This is a genomic window from Flavobacterium sp. CFS9 (genome assembly GCF_041154745.1).
Lineage (GTDB): Bacteria > Bacteroidota > Bacteroidia > Flavobacteriales > Flavobacteriaceae > Flavobacterium.
Genome location: NZ_AP031573.1, coordinates 2,000,508 through 2,018,286, shown reverse-complemented (window position 1 = coordinate 2,018,286; position 17,779 = coordinate 2,000,508). Strand labels below are relative to the sequence as shown.

Sequence of the window (17,779 nt, the reverse complement as noted above, 5' to 3'; positions counted from 1 at the left end):
GCCCCTGTACCCCGCATGATTAAAAAACACCATACACCCACACCATTTACAACCAACCCAAGAAAGCATTACATTTGGACACAAAAAAAAAGCCCCTTCTAAACAGAAGAGGCTTTAAGTACCCGGAGCCGGAGTCGAACCGGCACGGTTTCCCACAGGTGTTTGAGACCAGCGCGTCTACCAATTCCGCCATCCGGGCTTAGCAGACGAAAAAACAATCAAAATTTGATTATTTCAACGCAATAGAATAAGTTCATTATGATGTCATAACTGTGCTTATTCCTTTAACACGGTGCAAATGTAAAAAATAAATTTAAAAATTCTAATAAAAATACTTAATTTTTTCCTTTCAGTGTCCAATAAATTTTCTAAATTTGCACCTCGTTAAAACGAAGCACACACAACTAACTACAAAACAACAAATTAAATGTCGCACCTAGAACCAGAAGCTAAAATTTTTGCTTGTTCACAAAGTGTCTATCTTGCAGAAAAAATTGCAGAACAGTACGGAATTCCGTTAGGGAAAGTAACGATGTCGAAGTATAGTGATGGAGAATTTCAGCCATCGTATGAAGAATCAATAAGAGGATTACGTGTTTTTATCGTGTGTTCAACTTTTCCAACTGCTGATAATTTGATGGAATTGTTACTCATGATTGATGCAGCAAAACGTGCATCAGCAAGACACATTACAGCTGTCATGCCTTATTTTGGTTGGGCAAGACAAGACAGAAAAGACAAACCAAGAGTTCCGATTGGAGCAAAATTAGTAGCTAATTTATTAGATGCTGCCGGAGCGACAAGAGTAATGACAATGGATTTGCACGCAGATCAGATCCAGGGGTTTTTCGAAAAACCGGTAGATCATTTATTTGCATCTACAATCTTTTTACCGTACGTAGAAAGTTTAAAGTTAGAAAATCTAACTATTGCATCTCCGGATATGGGAGGTTCAAAAAGAGCATATGCTTACTCTAAGTTTTTAGAATCAGATGTAGTAATCTGTTACAAACAAAGAAAAGCAGCCAACGTTATCGACACTATGGAACTAATTGGTGAAGTAAAAGGCCGTAACGTAATATTAGTAGACGACATGATCGATACTGGCGGAACATTAGCTAAAGCTGCAGATTTAATGATCGAAAAAGGAGCATTAAGCGTTAGAGCAATTTGTACACACGCCATTTTATCAGGTGAGGCCTACGAAAAAATTGAAAACTCTAAATTAAGTGAGTTAATCGTTACCGATTCTATTCCTTTAAAGAGAGAATCAAAGAAAATAAAAGTCGTGAGTTGTGCACCTCTTTTTGCTGAAGTTATGCACATGGTGCACCACAACAATTCCATCAGTGGAAAATTCATCATGTAAAAAGCAATACGCTTTAGGCTTTAAGCCGTAAGCTATCTGACAATTACAAAAAAAGCCTAAGGCCTACAGCCTAAAGCTTACAGCAAATGAAGAATATTTATTAATAACTATATTTTTTTTACAATGAAATCGATTACAATTAAAGGATCAGAAAGAGAAAGCGTGGGCAAAGTGTCAACTAAAGCCTTACGTAATGCTGGAGCGGTTCCTTGCGTGTTATACGGAGGAAATCAGGCAGTACACTTCTCAGCAGACGCTGCAGCGTTCAAAAACTTGGTTTACACTCCAAACGCACACACAGTTGTGATTGAGCTTGGAAAAGGAAAATCATTTACAGCAATTCTACAAGACATCCAGGTTCACCCTGTGACTGACAGAATTTTACACATTGATTTCTTCCAATTATTTGATGATAAAGAAATCACAATGGAAGTTCCTGTAAAAATCGTTGGTACATCTAAAGGTGTTCTTGCGGGAGGTGTTTTACGTTTGAACCAACGTAAACTAAAAGTTAAAGCTTTACCTAAAAATCTTCCTGATTTTGTTGAAGCTGACATTACTCCACTTGAAATGGGTAACAAATTATACGTTACTAAAGTTGGTTCTCCGGAATACAAAATTATGCACCCGGACAACACTGTAGTTTGTCAGGTAAGAATCTCTCGTGCTGCTATGAAAGCTGCTCAAGAGGCTGCAAAAGCTGCAAAAGCTCCTGCAAAAGGAAAGAAAAAATAATTTTTTTCAATTCAAAATACAAAGCATCAATCGAAAGGTTGGTGCTTTTTTTTTGAGCTGCTGAGGCACTAAGATACTGAGTCGCTAAGGTTCTGAGATTCTAAGCTCCCCCGGCGGAAGTACAGCCACTATTGAAACTGTATTTAAAACATTATCTCATTTCCTAATTATCTAATTATCTAATCGCCCCATCCCCAAATTACCTAATTATTCAATCGACTCATTTTCTAATTCCCTAATTAACCTTACTTTTGCCAAATGATAAAATGGATGACAAAACTGTTTTCATCAACACAAAAAGAAGAGAACACTGATTATATGAAAAAATATTTAATCGTTGGATTAGGCAATATTGGTGCCGAATACGTAAATACACGACACAACATAGGCTTTAAAGTACTTGATTTTTTAGCAAAAAAAGAAAGCCTTTCTTTCGAAACCGTAAAACTGGGCGCTTTGGCCGAATATAAATTTAAAGGAAGAACCTTTTTTCTGCTCAAACCAAACACCTATATGAACCTGAGCGGTAAAGCCGTAAAGTACTGGATGGACAAAGAAAACATTCCATTAGAAAACATCTTGGTAATTACTGACGACCTAAACCTTTCTTTCGGAACTATCCGAATCAAACCAAAAGGCAGCGACGGGGGACACAACGGACTTAAAAACATCAATTTAATCCTAAACACACAACAATATACCCGTTTTAGATTTGGGATCAGCGATCAGTTCAAAAAAGGACAACAGGTAGATTATGTTTTAGGAGAATGGGACGAAGAAGAAAAAGCAAAATTACCGGAACGTTTAGAAGTCGCCTCAGAGATCATTAAATCTTTTGGCACCGCCGGTTTAGAAAATACCATGACTACTTTCAACGGAAAATAAAGAACCGCAAGCAGTTAAGATTCTAAAAAGCGAATCATCAATTAATCAAATAGAATAATAACAAAATAGTATTTTCTATTCCAAAGTTAAATGTCTAAATTTGGAATAAATAATTATAAATCATAAAATCATAATATCATGGCTTTTGAATTACCTCAATTACCTTATGCATATGATGCATTAGAACCACATATTGATGCCCGTACAATGGAAATTCACCATTCAAAACATCATAATGCTTACACTACAAATCTTAACGCAGCGATCGCCGGAACAGATTTAGAAGGTAAAACTATCGAAAACATCTTAATCAACCTAGATAAATCAAACGCAGCAGTTCGTAACAATGGTGGAGGTTTTTACAACCACAACTTATTCTGGACTGTAATGTCTCCAAATGGCGGTGGATTACCAACAGGAGATTTACTTGCTGCTATCGAAGCTTCTTTTGGAACTTTTGAAGAATTTAAAGCAAAATTTGCTAAAGCCGGTGCTACACAATTTGGTTCAGGATGGGCTTGGTTATGCGTACAAAAAGGTGGAAAATTAGACGTTTGCGGAACTCCAAATCAAGACAATCCATTAATGCCGGAAGTTGGCTGTGGTGGAACTCCAATCTTAGGAATGGACGTTTGGGAGCACGCTTATTACCTAAACTACCAAAACAGAAGACCTGATTATATCGAAGCTTTCTTCAACGTAATCAACTGGACAGAAGTTGCAAGAAGATTTGCTTTAGAGAAATAGTCGAAAATAGAGTACAGAATAAAGAGAAAAGACGAATGACCCAACGGTTATTCGTCTTTTTTTATCATTTAATTTTCCGTTGAACACTTCAATTTACATAATACTGGATATAACCAGCATGTAGATCAGCAGTGCCATAAAAAATAATATCAAATTAATATTACGCAATTCTTCCTCTTTCTTTATTTGCAAAGCTATGGTTTCAGCAAACATAAATGCAAACCATATCATCGGAGCAAATATACTAAGCAACAGAAATTCAAACTCATTTCTTTTACTCAAATTAAGAAGTGACAATAGCAGAAATGGTCCTCCTGCAATAATGACCAAAATTATAATTCGCACAAGTAAATGCCTGGCTACACTTTTTTCTTTTAACATTACATTATTTGAATTTGTGTTATCAGCCGCTGAAGATCTATTAAGTTTCTGATTCATTTTTTTCGAGCTGATCTTATTCTTTTTATTATTTACACAAGAAGCTTTTCGTTTCTAATTGAGCCCTAATATACTCCCAGAAACAGCAATAAAAAAATTACAAAAAATGAAATATGTGAAAACTAACCAGTTTTATGGTTTGACTTAATTCTGAGTAGAATCAATTTTAGAGTGTACTTGTCCAATTGTTAAAACCCTACACCTTTTTAAACAGAAGAAATCGCTTAAGATCCTGGAAGAATTCCCAGACTTTAATCCAATAAAAAAGGCGGAATCACTTCCACCTTTTTTGCCCCAAATCTACCATAAACTTAACCTACTAATGTTATGGTACTGTAAAGGTATGGCAGCTATTCGAATGAAAAAAACTTTCTAGACGAATGGCAAATATATCCGATAAAGTGAATGTAAAGTGTTACTTTAGAAATACTTGAGTTTATTCCAATAAAAAAGGTGGAATTACTTCCACCCTTTTTGCCCCAAATCTACCATAAACTTAACCTACTAATGTTATGGTATTTCAAAAGTATTGTAGCTTTCCAATTTCACCAAACAAATAAGACGAACGGCAAAAAAAATCGATGAACTGCACAATTTAACCTTTTGTTAGTATTTTATTAATACGCTCTCGCGTCTTTTCCTTCGTAAAAATTCATGAATGCTCTGTTAACCACACGGTTCCCTCCAGGAGTCGGATAATCTCCTGTAAAGTACCAGTCTCCTAAATTTTTCGGACAAGCAATATGCAAATCTTCTACTTTTTGGAAAATGATTTTTACTTCAGCGTTAATTTCAGGTGAACTTAACATCTCTGCTATTTTATCTGAAATTTCTTCAGGAGTAAACTGATCGTAAATTGCCGTAACGTAGTTTACAACATCAGTATCTACATAATTCTCCTGAGCTTTACACTTCGCATAAACCTCGTCAACAATATGATATAAATTTCGTTCTTTCAATAAAGCCAGAGCTGCTCTAAAAGCCACAAGACCTTCCAGCTTCGCCATATCGATTCCGTAACAATCAGGATAACGAATTTGTGGTGCCGACGAAACAATTACGATACGTTTAGGCTTCAAACGATCCATCATTTTTATGATACTCATCTTTAAAGTAGTACCACGAACAATACTGTCATCTATAATAACCAGATTATCTGTTGGCTTAATTACTCCGTAAGTAACATCATAAACATGAGCCACTAAATCATCACGACTACTGTCTTCTGTAATAAAGGTTCTTAGTTTAGCATCTTTGATCGCCACTTTCTCTGTACGAATCTTTACAGCCAATAATTCCTGTAAAGTTTCAGCAGTAAGTGTATTTCTGTTGGCTAAAATATAATTGTTTTTTCTTTGATTTAAAAAATCCTGAGCAGCTTCAACTAAACCGTAAAATGAGGTTTCTGCAGTATTCGGAATATAAGAGAATACCGTATTATCTGTATCACTGTCAATTGACTCCAGAACAGCAGGCAAAATTAATTTTCCTAAATTTTTACGCTCCTGATAAATTTCAGCATCACTTCCTCTTGAGAAATAGATTCTTTCGAATGAACATGCTTTTTTAACAGTTGGCTCTAAGATTTGATTCATAGAAACTTTTCCGCTTTTCTTAATAATCAAAGCATTTCCGGGTTCAATTTCCTGTACACTTTCAAAAGGGACATTAAATACGGTTTGAATAACCGGTCTTTCAGAAGCTACAACTACTACTTCATCATCCTGATAGTAATATGCCGGACGAATTCCTGCAGGATCTCTAAAAACAAAAGCATCACCATGGCCTAATAATCCGGCCATTGCATATCCTCCATCTAAGTTTTTAGCAGAGCGGGTTAAAATTTTTGCAATATCCAATCGCTCTGCAATTACCGGAGAAGCCTCTCTCTTAGAATACCCTTCGAGTTTGCAATCCTGATAAAGCTGCATCACCTCTTTGTCTAAGAAGTGTCCAATTTTCTCCATTACAGTAACAGTATCCGCCATTTCTTTTGGATGCTGGCCTAATTCTACTAAGTTCTCAAAAAGCTCCTTAACATTGGTCATGTTGAAGTTACCTGCCAAAATTAGATTACGGTGCATCCAGTTGCTTTGGCGCAGGAATGGATGTACACTTTCAATACTATTCTTTCCAAAAGTTCCGTAGCGAACATGTCCCAGAAACAATTCTCCTATATAAGGTATATTTGCTTTTTGTTTGGCAACATCCTCTGCATATTCCGGATGAGAACTCATCTCTTCATTAATACGCTCATTGATTTGCTTGAAAACATCCTGAATGGGCTGTGAATGATTGGAACGAACTCTGCTGATATAACGTTCACCGGGAGCCACATCTAATTTAATGCTGGCAAAACCGGCTCCGTCCTGTCCACGGTTGTGCTGCTTTTCCATCATCAGGTACATTTTCTGTATCCCGTAAAAAGCTGTTCCGTATTTTTCTTTGTAATATTCAAGCGGTTTAAGAAGTCTAACCAAAGCTATACCACATTCGTGTTTTAAAGCGTCGCTCATTGTGTTGTGTATTTTGTGTTGTTGTAAGTTGTGTGTATAAACGTAATAAAAAAAGCCCCGTTATTATTCGAGGCTTTTGGGCATTATATTTCTATGTCAAACTGAGTTAACGACTTAAACTGTTGTAATCGAATCGCTACTTCAGCTTTGCTTAAGCTTTCCATCCTTTCTGTTCCAAATTTCTCTACACAGAATGAAGCTAAATTTGAACCGTAGATTATCGCATTTTTCATATTGCCAAACGAAATGTTTTCACTTTGTGCAATGAATCCTGAAAAACCACCTGCGAAAGTGTCTCCTGCTCCTGTTGGATCAAAAACATCTTCTAATGGTAATGCCGGAGCAAAGAATACTTCTCTGTTGTGGAATAAAAGTGCACCATGCTCACCTTTTTTAATCACCACATATTTAGGTCCTAATTCCTGAATTTTGGCTGCCGCTTTTACTAAGGAATATTCTCCTGAAAGCTGTCTTGCCTCTTCATCATTGATAGTGATTACGTCAACACGTTTGATCACGTCTAATAATTCAGGTAAAGCACAGTCCATCCAGAAGTTCATAGTATCTAAAACTACTAATTTTGGTTTTTTCTCTAACTGATCCAAAACACTGCTTTGTACTAATGGGTGTAAGTTTCCTAACATCACCACATCGGCATCTTTATAGTTTTGAGGAACTTTTGGCTGGAAATCAGCCAATACATTAAGTTCTGTCACTAAAGTATCTCTGGAATTTAGATCATTGTGGTACAAACCGCTCCAGAAAAATGTTTTACCGCCTTTTACAATTTCGATACCTGAGATATCAATATTTTTTGAAGTCAGTAAATCCAAATGTTCTTGAGGGAAATCGTCTCCAACTACAGAAACAATAGCCGATTGCAGGTTGAAAAAAGATGCTGATAAACCAATGTAAGTCGCAGCACCACCTAATATTTTATCTGTTTTTCCGAAAGGAGTTTCAATCGCGTCGAAAGCAACCGTTCCAACAATCAATAATTTATTCATTTTATGAATTTCGAATTAGGGTGCAAAGATACTTCATAAGTTACAATATTGCAACGGTTTAGCTTCTCAAAATTTTCATAAAAAAACAGCCCCGATTCAAGAGTAAAGCTATTGTAAATGAACATATTAAAAATGATTTTTCAGATTTGAGATGCAACTTTTTTAAGAATAACTTTAATTATTTCACATCACATACCCTATCTTCTTTTTTTTAATAAAGATATTTTTTTGAATTCGGAATAAATTAGACGATCCTCAATCTGTCTTAGCAGGAATTAGCACTCATGCGCTTCTCTTTTTTTTACTTGCGATTCTTTCGCTCGCTTGTATTTTTAATCCAGTTGACAGCATCTTTCATAGGCTCTTCAGAGTCCGAAAATGCTGTATTGTGACCCAAATTTGGAAACAATTTATATCCGTACAACTTTCCTTTATGTTCTAAAACAGTAAGATGCTCAATCGATAAATTTACAGGAACCTGGATGTCCTTACCTCCGAAAATCCATAATCCGGGAATGGATAATTTAGACAGAACATCTATCGGATCTGTATCTATAAATTCATACCTGTCTTTATCATTCAATATATGCTTTCTTGCATCTTCTTCCGAGTGGGTATCCCAAAACTTTTTATCCCCATTAGTATAAAACTGAAATCTCAATTGCTCTTTAACCGTTATCAATGCTCCGCTAAATATTGTCATAAATTTAACTTTCTTATTTTTCTCTGCCGCCAATGGAATTATCCACCCAGCCTGACTACCACCTATTAAACCTATAGATATTTGCTTATTGGATAAATGTTCCGCTAAAGCATTTACTGCAGCACTGGCATCTAAAGACAAAAGATTCAAATTTGAAAAATCAACATTATTAGTTCCTACTTCAGGTCCGGCATATACCCCTGCTGATTCTCCTACTCCGCGTTTATCATAGGTCAAAACTGCAATTCCATTGTTGGCAAGGATTGTGGCAAAATTTATCATTCTTTTTTCTTGTCCGGATCCATGAACAATCACAACGGCTGCCTGTATGTTATCAGGGGTAAAAACAGTTCCGGAAAGTGAAATTCCTTCACTAATAAACTTTATTTCTTTGGTAGTAAAGTTTGAAGAAAATGCCGATGCATAACTAGTAACTAATAGCAAAAACATTAAAATAGAATATCTGTATGTTTTTGTTGCTTTTATCTGTTTAAAAATTGCTGTTCTATTTTTCATATTCAAAATCTATAACTGATATTTTTTATCAAAATAATTTTTCAAAACTCCAACCTGAATCAACACCATAAAAGGAACCACTAAAACAGCATATAAAACATTTTTAGATAAATGTATTCCTGAAAACAGCGTCGAAATCTTATCTGTATAGGCTTTTCCAATTTCCAGGTTATTGTCGGTTCCATCAAAGAATACTGCATAAACCATCAAAGCAATCAAACCTAAGCCAATCACAAACCAGGTCGATTTAGAAATCAGAGGTTTATACACTTTAGCTTCACTCTTTTCAACCAGCTGAATCTGAGCCATTATTTTCGAGGTAAAATCAATTGAAGGCGAATCTAAAGTGGTTTCGCTCATCATTTTATCAATAAGATTTTCTATATTTTTGTCGCTCTCTTTCATAACATTATACTATTTCCAGTTCTAATTGCTTTTTTAAAATTACCGCTAATTTTTGTCGGCTTCTGAATAATTTCACCTTAACATTATTGCCTGTAATTCCCATAACTTTTCCAATTTCTTCTAAACTCTGATCTTCGAAATAAAATAAAGTCAATAAAAAATTCTCTTCTGCCGGCAACGAGTTCAAACAGTTCTGAATCATTTGCTTTCGTTCTTTATCCTCTAAAGCACTCAAAGCATTGTCCATTGTTTTAATTAAATGTGCCGAAAATTCATCTATTGAAATATTCAGATCTTCTTTTTTATTTTTCTTCAAACGATCCAAACAGGTATTATACGCCACTTTGTAGGCCCAGGTTGAAAATTTCGAATCTCCTTTAAATTTACTCAACGAATTATAAATTTTAATAAAAGTATCCTGCGAAACTTCTTCAGCCTCTTCTCTGTTTTTAACCATTTGATGCGCCAGAGTAAAGATCATATTCTTATAACGGTCTACCAGCACAGCAAACGCATTGGTATCGCCCTGCAGGATTTTATCGATATAATGTTGATCTGGTATTGTACTCATATTATATAGGACGACTGTTTGTTGTTGCAGGTTACAAGAATTATAAAATAAATCGAAAAAAATAAATTCCTAATCTCAAATTCCTAATTCCAAGTTTCAGGTTTCAAGTTTCAGGTTTCAAGATCTAAAATCTGCTTATTGAGTATATTTATTAGTCCCTTATCAAAGTTTCGACATTCAAAATTAACTCATAATCAGCAAGTTTTGGAATTTGGATTTTAAAAATTGATTTTTTTTACCAAAAGCTGTAACCTAAATTTTAAAGCTGTCGTCCTATGGAGTATCAATCAATTTAAACAATAAAAAATATGGGACCAGAAATTTTAGTACCAATAAGCATGTTTCTAATGATCTTCGGGATTATTTACCTTATATTATCAACCAGAAACAGAGAGCGTTTAGCACTTATAGAAAAAGGCATTGACGCCAGCATCTTTTTAAAAGGAAGCGGAACAGGTGTTCCGGCCTGGAAAATATTTGTTTTGAATCTTGCTTTTCTATTAATAGGAAGCGGAGTTGGAATTTTCCTTGCTCTGATTATTACAACCTATACTTCACTGGATGATTCAGCAGTATATCCGTCTATTATTTTTATTATGGCGGGAGTTGGCTTGCTTGCTGGATTCAACAAAGCAAAAAGCTTAGACAAAGAATAAAAAATTATCCAAGCAATACCTTATAATAACAAAAGCGCCGGAAACTATTACTTCCGGCGCTTTACTTTTTTATGATTTTGAACCAATAGTTTCATAATAAACATCTACAGAAAGTTTTTTCTGCATCGATGCCATAACGGCCAATTCATCACAGCGTTCGTTCTGAGGGTGATTGTTATGCCCTTTAATCCATTTGAAATCGACCTGATGTTTGCGGTAAATAATCAGGAAGCGTTTCCATAAATCGGGATTTTTCTTGCCTGCATAGTTTTTTTTCTCCCAGCCAAAGACCCATTTCTTCACCACAGAATCAATGACATATTTAGAATCTGAAACCACTAAAACCTTCATATTGGGCTTTTTTAGCTTTTCAAGCCCAACAATTACAGCCAAAAGTTCCATTCGGTTATTAGTAGTAAGACGAAACCCTTCATAGAATTCTTTCTTATGCGGAGTTCCAACCAATTCCATCACCACTCCGTACCCCCCGTTTCCGGGATTCCCTTTTGCAGCACCATCTGTATATATATGTACTTCGTGACTCATTCTTTTTTAGACTTCTTAGATATTAGAATTTTAGATTATTAGACGATTCGATTGTTAGATTACCTGACTACTGGATTTTTAGTCTTGATTAATTTTAGAAAAACCTAAAACACATTAAGCATTAAAAAAAATCTAAGATGTCTAAAAATCCAACAATTTTAGATATTTAAGATTCTAATAATCTCGAAATAATTTCAGGAAAATACTTTTGTTCCAGTTCATGAATCTTTTCGGCCACAGTTTCCGCAGTATCTTCCTCGGTTAAGGCTACACTTTTCTGAAAAATGATCCCGCCTTCGTCATAATTTTCATTTACAAAATGAATAGAGATTCCGGTTTCTTTTTCCTTATTCTCTACTACAGCCCTGTGTATGTGCATTCCGTACATTCCTTTGCCTCCATAATTAGGTAAAAGTGCCGGATGTATGTTTATGATCTGATCGGGATATTGCTCTATTATGTTCTCTGGAAATTTCAACAAGAAACCTGCAAGAACTATCAGATCCGGACCTATTTCCTGTATTTTTTGTAATACATTTCGCTCTAAAAGTTCGTTTTTGGAGAAGATTTCGACTGGAATTTGATGATTTTTTGCTCTTTCTATAACTTTTGCCGAAGCGTTATTTGTAAAAACCGAAACGACCTTTGCCATTTTGGTTTTCGCAAAATACTTTATAATGTTTTCAGCATTAGTTCCTGATCCTGAGGCAAAAACAATGATTTTTTTCATAATCCACTTAATTTTTAGACTGCAAAAAACGGAATAAAAATCGAAAATAAATAGTCTTAAAAAGTCTTTCTTGAAATTAATTTTATAAATTAGTGTTACATTTATAAACTAAATAGTTGTTTTAAAATAAAGTTTTTTATTTTTGCCAACAAATTAAATTCTAAAATTAAAGATTATGTCAGACATTGCATCAAGAGTAAAAGCGATTATCGTAGACAAATTAGGTGTTGACGAAAACGAAGTTGTAACAGAAGCAAGCTTCACTAATGATTTAGGAGCTGACTCATTAGACACTGTTGAGCTTATTATGGAATTCGAAAAAGAATTTGATATTCAAATTCCAGACGATCAAGCAGAAAACATTGCTACTGTTGGTCAAGCTATTTCTTATATCGAAGAAGCTAAAAAATAATAATACCGCACCCGATTTCTAAAAATTCCAGTTTTTTGAAATTCCAAACTCCAGTTATTGGTATTTGTTTTTTTGAAATTCAAAATTTTTAAGGATCGGGTGTTATTATTTTTTCTCAAAATTAAATTTCGATTGATTTTCAATCAAAAAGATATATTTATATTGTAATGCCCATGGCTCTTAAGTAAACAGTACAATTTAAGAAAGCGTGGGTTTTATTTGTTTAAAGTACAAAATACATATTTATGGCATTAAGGCGAGTTGTTGTAACAGGATTAGGTGCACTTACTCCTATCGGGAATAATATCCAGGAATATTGGAATGCACTTGTGAATGGAGTTAGCGGAGCCGCTCCTATCACATATTATGATACAGAGAAGCATAAAACGAAATTTGCCTGTGAAGTAAAAAACTTCAATATTGAAGATTTTATGGATCGTAAAGAATCTCGTAGATTAGATAAATTCGCTCAATATGCAGTTGCTGCCAGCGATGAAGCTATTAAAGATGCAGGACTTACTAATGATAATATAGATAAGACAAGAGTTGGTGTTATCTGGGGAGCAGGAATTGGAGGTCTGGAAACTTTTCAGGAAGAAGTAATGTATTATGCTAAAGGAGACGGAACACCAAAATTCAATCCGTTTTTTATCCCTAAGATGATTGCCGATATAGCACCTGCACACATTTCGATGCGTAACGGATATATGGGACCAAATTATACTACTGTTTCTGCATGTGCTTCTTCCGCAAATGCATTAATTGATGCTTTCAACTACATTCGTTTAGGAATGTGTGATGTTATTATCTCAGGTGGTTCTGAAGCAGCTGTAACCATTGCCGGCATGGGAGGTTTTAGCTCAATGCACGCCCTATCAACAAGAAACGAAAGCCCGGAAACAGCTTCAAGACCTTTTGATGCAACCAGAGATGGTTTTGTATTAGGAGAAGGAGCAGGAGCATTGGTTCTTGAAGATTACGAACATGCAAAAGCCAGAGGAGCAAAAATTTACTGTGAAATTGGCGGTGGCGGTATGTCATCTGATGCTTACCACTTAACGGCACCACATCCGGAAGGAATTGGAGTTATTGCAGTAATGAAAAATACTTTAAGAGATGCCGGAATGAATCCTGAAGATGTTGATCACATCAACACACACGGAACTTCTACTCCTCTTGGAGACGTTGCGGAATTAAAAGCAATTAGTGCTGTTTTTGGAGATCATGCAAAAACAATCAATATTAACTCTACAAAATCAATGACAGGTCACTTACTTGGTGCTGCCGGAGCTATTGAAGCAATTGCTTCTATTTTGGCTATGCAACACGGAATTGTACCTCCAACGATTAATCATACTGTAGTGGATGAGAACATTGATCCTTCATTAAATCTTACCTTAAACAAACCTCAAAAAAGAGACGTAAATGTTGCCATGAGTAACACTTTTGGTTTTGGTGGACACAATGCTTGCGTATTGTTTAAAAAATTAGTGGACTAATTTCTGCATATGAATATTATCAAAAAAATATTTTCAAAATCCCGTTCTCAAGAAGACGGGATTTTTTTTGACACTATTCAGAAAATACTTGGATTTCAGCCCGTTTCTATTGATTTTTATAAGAAAGCATTTACACATCGCTCCTCCAACAAATTAGATGAATCGGGACATCCGATTAATTACGAACGTTTGGAGTTTTTAGGAGATGCAATGTTAAGTGCTGTTATCGCTGCGCATTTGTTTAACAAAGCACCCAAAGGCGATGAAGGTTACCTTACCAAAATGCGTTCTAAAATTGTGAGCCGCGAACATTTGAATGAACTGGGTAAAGACCTCAATCTCGTTCGATTTGTAGAAAGCAAAGTTCCTATTCAGCATTTTGGCGAAAATATCCATGGTAATATTTTCGAATCCCTTATTGGAGCCATTTACCTGGATAAAGGATATTCTTTTTGCGAAAGATTTATTCAAAAAAGAGTGATCACTCCTTATGTCGATATAGCACGACTTGAAGGGAAAGTAATTAGCTATAAAAGTTTAGTTATCGAATGGTGTCAGAAAGAAAAAAGAATCTTTCACTATGACATTTTTGAAGATAACGGCATTGATGGCCAACGCTTATTTGGCGTAAAATTAAGCATAGACGATAAAGTCATTGCAAGAGCACGAGCAACCTCAAAAAAGAAAGCAGAAGAAAAAGCTTCACAAAGAGCTTATTTTGCATTTCAGGAAAAAATAGACAAGAAATAGCTACAAAACACTTGTAACTATCTTAAAGCTATAACGTTTTCGTTTATAATTTAACAAAAACATACACTTCTTAACTATTGATGCTCCGTTAGAAATAGTATATTTACACTTTATTTTTCATGACATGGCTATTCATAGATTGGATTTAGACGAATTTGACGAAATTGATTATTATTTAATGGCAATTCACACTTCATTAGAAGATTACAGATTGGCCTATTTTATCAATAAAAACCTTCCGATAAACTTAAGTAAGAGCAAAAACGAGATCCATGCTCAGACTAAAGAAGGCGAGGCAAATTTTTCGAGATTTTATTATTATGACTCCGAAAAAGCAGTTTCATGGAATCTGATTCAGAATAAAAATGAGATCATTTCAGTGAGTAAAAATGATTCTCAAGATTTGTTTTCCAATGAGACAAGTGAGGTTTCAACAACAATTCATTTACTTCCTGAATTCAAAAAAGTAGATTTTTTCCTGAAAATTGACAATAGCGAAGAGGCTCTTGACTTTTCAGAAATTCAACAGCAATTAAACAAAATAGAAAGTATTGCGGCAATTTATGCTGTAGATACTGACAAGATAAAATCAAAAAACAATCTAATTTTTTAAAAAAAATGCTAAAAACAAACAAAAAAACCAAAATTGTTGCTACACTTGGGCCTGCATGTAGTACGAGGGAGATTATCAAGGATATGATCGAGGCAGGGGTTAATGTGTTTAGAATCAATTTTTCGCATGCTGATTACGACGGAGTAAAAGATAAAATTAATATTATTAGAGGTCTTAATGAAGAGTTTGGTTACACTACTGCAATCTTAGGTGATTTACAGGGTCCAAAACTTAGAGTTGGAGTAATGGAGGAAGGAACAGTAGTAAATGATGGTGATGTTATTACTTTTACAACTGCTGAAGATATCATAGGAAACGCTCAGAAAGTGTTCATGAAATATCAAAACTTCCCAAATGATGTTAATCCGGGAGAACGTATTTTATTGGACGATGGTAAATTAATCTTTGAGATTCTTACCACTGATAAAAAAACAGAGGTTACTGCTAAAGTAATTCAGGGTGGAGAATTAAAATCTAAAAAAGGAGTTAATCTTCCAAACACTAAAATTTCTTTACCGGCTTTAACAGAGAAAGATATTGCTGATGCGATCTTCGCAATCGAACAAAAAGTAGACTGGATCGCGCTTTCGTTTGTAAAAACACCTCGTGATTTACAAGATCTTCAGGAATTAATCGCAAAACATTCCGAACATAAAATTCCAATTGTAGCTAAAATTGAAATGCCGGAAGCTCTTGAGAACATGGATAAAATTGTAGCGTATTGTGATGCCTTAATGGTAGCTCGTGGAGATTTAGGAGTTGAACTTCCTGCTCACGAAGTACCATTGGTACAAAAAGATCTGATCCGCAGAGCAAAAACAGCAAGAATTCCGGTTATCGTTGCAACACAAATGATGGAAACAATGATTACGAGTTTGACTCCTACAAGAGCCGAAGTAAACGACGTTGCTAACTCAGTAATGGATGGAGCTGATGCTGTAATGTTGTCAGGAGAAACTGCTACAGGAAATTATCCGGTACAGGTTATTCAAAAAATGGCACAAATTTGTGAGGCAGTTGAGGACTCTCCGCTTATTCAGGTTCCGCAAAACACACCACAAATTAAAACAAAACGTTTTGTTACTAAAACAGTTTGCCATCAGGCAGCTTTATTGGCTAATGAAATCAAAGCAAAAGCAATTTGTACTTTGACAAATAGTGGTTATACTGCTTTCCAAATTTCAGCCTGGAGACCATCTGCACATATTTTAGTATTTACTTCAAACAGAAGAATCCTAACACAATTGAACTTGTTATGGGGAGTAAGATCTTACTTCTATGACAAAGACGAAAGCACAGATGATACTGTAACTGACGTTAACGAAATTGCAAGAGAAAGAGGATATGTTGTAAAAGGAGATTATTTAATCAATCTTGCTGCAATGCCTATTAAAGAAAAAGGAATGGTAAATACCATGAGAGTTACTGAAATAGAATAATTTACTTCTTAAAGTTTACATACAAAGCCATTCGATAATCGAGTGGCTTTTTTTATTCCCGCACTTTAATACGAATTGCGTATTTAATATAATCCAATTGCACTGGGCTAAAATAGAAGTGAAATTGCTATAACTTCATCAAAAGTAAATATAGGGAACGATGTAAATTAGATAAAATAATTTATCTTTGAGTAGAAAGCTATCATCTGAAAACTAATATTTTATAAAACCTCAACATACTATTTAACACAACTTTACCTATACTCCGGATTTAATCAATATTTTAATTATTTCAAATTTAACTAATTTAATCATTAATTTAAATACCACAAGATGAATATTAAAAGAAAGAATCTCCGTATAATCCCACTGTTTTTATTGGGTTTAATGTACAGCTGCTCTCCAACTGTACGAGTTACCACCGATTATGATCGTGACACCAATTTCAGCGAGTATAAAACTTTTGCTGTTTACGACTTAAAAGCGCAGGAAGGTCAGGTTAGTCAATTAAATGTTGATCGCGTTACAAAAGCCATCCGCAGCGAAATGCTAAGTAAAGGTTTTACGGAAACTACCGTTAGCCCGGATCTGAAAATCAATGCAATATCCATCTTAAAAAACAAAACTTCAGTATCAGCAAACACTGATTTTTACGGCTATGGCGGCATGTATCGCCCCTACAGATATTGGGGTGGTCCTATGATGGGAGGAGCTACTACAACTGTCAATACCTATGATTATGTTGATGGCTCTCTAATCATTGACATTGTATCCACAAAAACACAAAAACTGGTATGGCAGGGAATAGGTAATGCTAAAATAGACAGCACACCAAATAATCCTGAAGAATTTATTACGTCCTCTGTCAAAAAAATCCTCGTAGGATTCCCTCCCGGACTAGCAAAAAAATAGAATTATCTAATTGTAAATCATCAAAATACACTATGTTTAATTTACTGGTTTAACCGAAAATGTATCGTTTTTATCCCGTAGAGCTAAAGCTTATTTTTACTAAACTCATCTCTTAGCGTACTCGTAAGAGGCTATCTCACAGATCTTCTATTACTATCAAGCCCTACCGGTTGAAAAACTGGTAGGGTTTACTGCTGTTTATATTTTGCGTATTTTGTAAGTTTATATAGCTTAATAAAAACATTTTATAAAAATTAACGATTAGAGGTTAGTTTTATTAGTTAAAATTTAATTGTTTTGTAACAAATTAGAAACACGAGAGACTAATTT

General features: G+C 34.9%; 19 protein-coding genes and 1 tRNA gene. 11 read left to right on the top strand and 9 right to left on the bottom strand.

Annotation, left to right across the window (positions count from 1 at the left end; genetic code table 11):
* Positions 1-119 precede the first annotated feature (119 nt).
* Positions 120-199 (bottom strand) — tRNA-Leu (locus ACAM30_RS08910).
* Between the two features lie 228 nt (positions 200-427).
* Between ACAM30_RS08910 and ACAM30_RS08905 the strand changes: the two genes are divergently transcribed.
* From ACAM30_RS08905 to ACAM30_RS08890, 4 genes are all read left to right on the top strand, one after another.
* Complete coding sequence (locus ACAM30_RS08905; RefSeq protein WP_369618166.1) at positions 428-1,369, top strand: ribose-phosphate pyrophosphokinase; 942 nt, start codon at positions 428-430, stop codon at positions 1,367-1,369.
* 123 nt (positions 1,370-1,492) lie between these two features.
* On the top strand, positions 1,493-2,104 hold the full coding sequence (locus tag ACAM30_RS08900; RefSeq protein ID WP_369618165.1) for a 50S ribosomal protein L25/general stress protein Ctc: 612 nt from the start codon (positions 1,493-1,495) through the stop codon (positions 2,102-2,104).
* A 258-nt stretch (positions 2,105-2,362) separates the two neighbouring features.
* Positions 2,363-2,989 carry an aminoacyl-tRNA hydrolase gene (pth, locus tag ACAM30_RS08895; RefSeq protein ID WP_369618164.1) on the top strand — a complete coding sequence of 209 codons (627 nt, stop codon included), beginning with the start codon at positions 2,363-2,365 and terminating at the stop codon, positions 2,987-2,989.
* Positions 2,990-3,127: 138 nt separating this feature from the next.
* Entirely contained in the window at positions 3,128-3,736 is a 609-nt protein-coding gene (locus ACAM30_RS08890; protein WP_369618163.1) for a superoxide dismutase, read from the top strand.
* Positions 3,737-3,829: 93 nt separating this feature from the next.
* Here ACAM30_RS08890 and ACAM30_RS08885 read toward each other — a convergent pair whose 3' ends face one another.
* The 6 genes from ACAM30_RS08885 to ACAM30_RS08860 form a co-directional block, all read right to left on the bottom strand.
* Complete coding sequence (locus ACAM30_RS08885; protein ID WP_369618162.1) at positions 3,830-4,174, bottom strand: hypothetical protein; 345 nt, start codon at positions 4,172-4,174, stop codon at positions 3,830-3,832.
* Positions 4,175-4,791: 617 nt separating this feature from the next.
* Complete coding sequence (locus tag ACAM30_RS08880) at positions 4,792-6,690, bottom strand: amidophosphoribosyltransferase (protein WP_369618161.1); 1,899 nt, start codon at positions 6,688-6,690, stop codon at positions 4,792-4,794.
* Between the two features lie 83 nt (positions 6,691-6,773).
* Positions 6,774-7,697, bottom strand: coding sequence for a PfkB family carbohydrate kinase (locus ACAM30_RS08875; protein WP_017494535.1), 924 nt, complete (start codon positions 7,695-7,697; stop codon positions 6,774-6,776).
* Between the two features lie 301 nt (positions 7,698-7,998).
* Complete coding sequence (locus ACAM30_RS08870; protein ID WP_369618160.1) at positions 7,999-8,916, bottom strand: alpha/beta hydrolase family protein; 918 nt, start codon at positions 8,914-8,916, stop codon at positions 7,999-8,001.
* A 9-nt stretch (positions 8,917-8,925) separates the two neighbouring features.
* A complete protein-coding gene (locus ACAM30_RS08865) occupies positions 8,926-9,321 on the bottom strand; it encodes a hypothetical protein (RefSeq protein ID WP_369618159.1) in 396 nt (131 codons plus the stop codon).
* Positions 9,322-9,325: 4 nt separating this feature from the next.
* A complete protein-coding gene (locus ACAM30_RS08860) occupies positions 9,326-9,892 on the bottom strand; it encodes an RNA polymerase sigma factor (protein ID WP_369618158.1) in 567 nt (188 codons plus the stop codon).
* A 308-nt stretch (positions 9,893-10,200) separates the two neighbouring features.
* Between ACAM30_RS08860 and ACAM30_RS08855 the strand changes: the two genes are divergently transcribed.
* On the top strand, positions 10,201-10,548 hold the full coding sequence (locus ACAM30_RS08855) for a DUF6249 domain-containing protein (protein WP_369618157.1): 348 nt from the start codon (positions 10,201-10,203) through the stop codon (positions 10,546-10,548).
* Between the two features lie 69 nt (positions 10,549-10,617).
* On the opposite strand, the gene rnhA is transcribed toward ACAM30_RS08855, so the two are convergent.
* Positions 10,618-11,094 carry a ribonuclease HI gene (gene rnhA, locus ACAM30_RS08850; protein WP_070906155.1) on the bottom strand — a complete coding sequence of 159 codons (477 nt, stop codon included), beginning with the start codon at positions 11,092-11,094 and terminating at the stop codon, positions 10,618-10,620.
* 166 nt (positions 11,095-11,260) lie between these two features.
* The gene (purN, locus tag ACAM30_RS08845; RefSeq protein WP_369618156.1) at positions 11,261-11,824 is read right to left on the bottom strand and encodes a phosphoribosylglycinamide formyltransferase; all 564 of its coding nucleotides are present in this window, start codon (positions 11,822-11,824) and stop codon (positions 11,261-11,263) included.
* 175 nt (positions 11,825-11,999) lie between these two features.
* Here purN and ACAM30_RS08840 point away from each other — a divergent pair, with 175 nt between their 5' ends.
* From ACAM30_RS08840 to ACAM30_RS08815, 6 genes are all read left to right on the top strand, one after another.
* Positions 12,000-12,236: an acyl carrier protein gene (locus ACAM30_RS08840; protein ID WP_007137004.1), complete on the top strand. Its 237-nt coding sequence runs from the start codon at positions 12,000-12,002 to the stop codon at positions 12,234-12,236.
* Between the two features lie 245 nt (positions 12,237-12,481).
* A complete protein-coding gene (gene fabF, locus ACAM30_RS08835) occupies positions 12,482-13,735 on the top strand; it encodes a beta-ketoacyl-ACP synthase II (RefSeq protein WP_369618155.1) in 1,254 nt (417 codons plus the stop codon).
* Between the two features lie 9 nt (positions 13,736-13,744).
* Entirely contained in the window at positions 13,745-14,485 is a 741-nt protein-coding gene (rnc, locus tag ACAM30_RS08830) for a ribonuclease III (protein ID WP_369618154.1), read from the top strand.
* A gap of 124 nt (positions 14,486-14,609) precedes the next feature.
* Complete coding sequence (locus ACAM30_RS08825) at positions 14,610-15,098, top strand: IPExxxVDY family protein (protein ID WP_017496944.1); 489 nt, start codon at positions 14,610-14,612, stop codon at positions 15,096-15,098.
* Between the two features lie 5 nt (positions 15,099-15,103).
* Positions 15,104-16,537 (top strand): pyruvate kinase, encoded by a 1,434-nt coding sequence (gene pyk, locus ACAM30_RS08820; RefSeq protein ID WP_369618153.1) that lies wholly within the window; start codon positions 15,104-15,106, stop codon positions 16,535-16,537.
* Positions 16,538-16,870: 333 nt separating this feature from the next.
* Positions 16,871-17,449 (top strand): DUF4136 domain-containing protein, encoded by a 579-nt coding sequence (locus ACAM30_RS08815; RefSeq protein WP_369618152.1) that lies wholly within the window; start codon positions 16,871-16,873, stop codon positions 17,447-17,449.
* Positions 17,450-17,779: the final 330 nt, after the last annotated feature.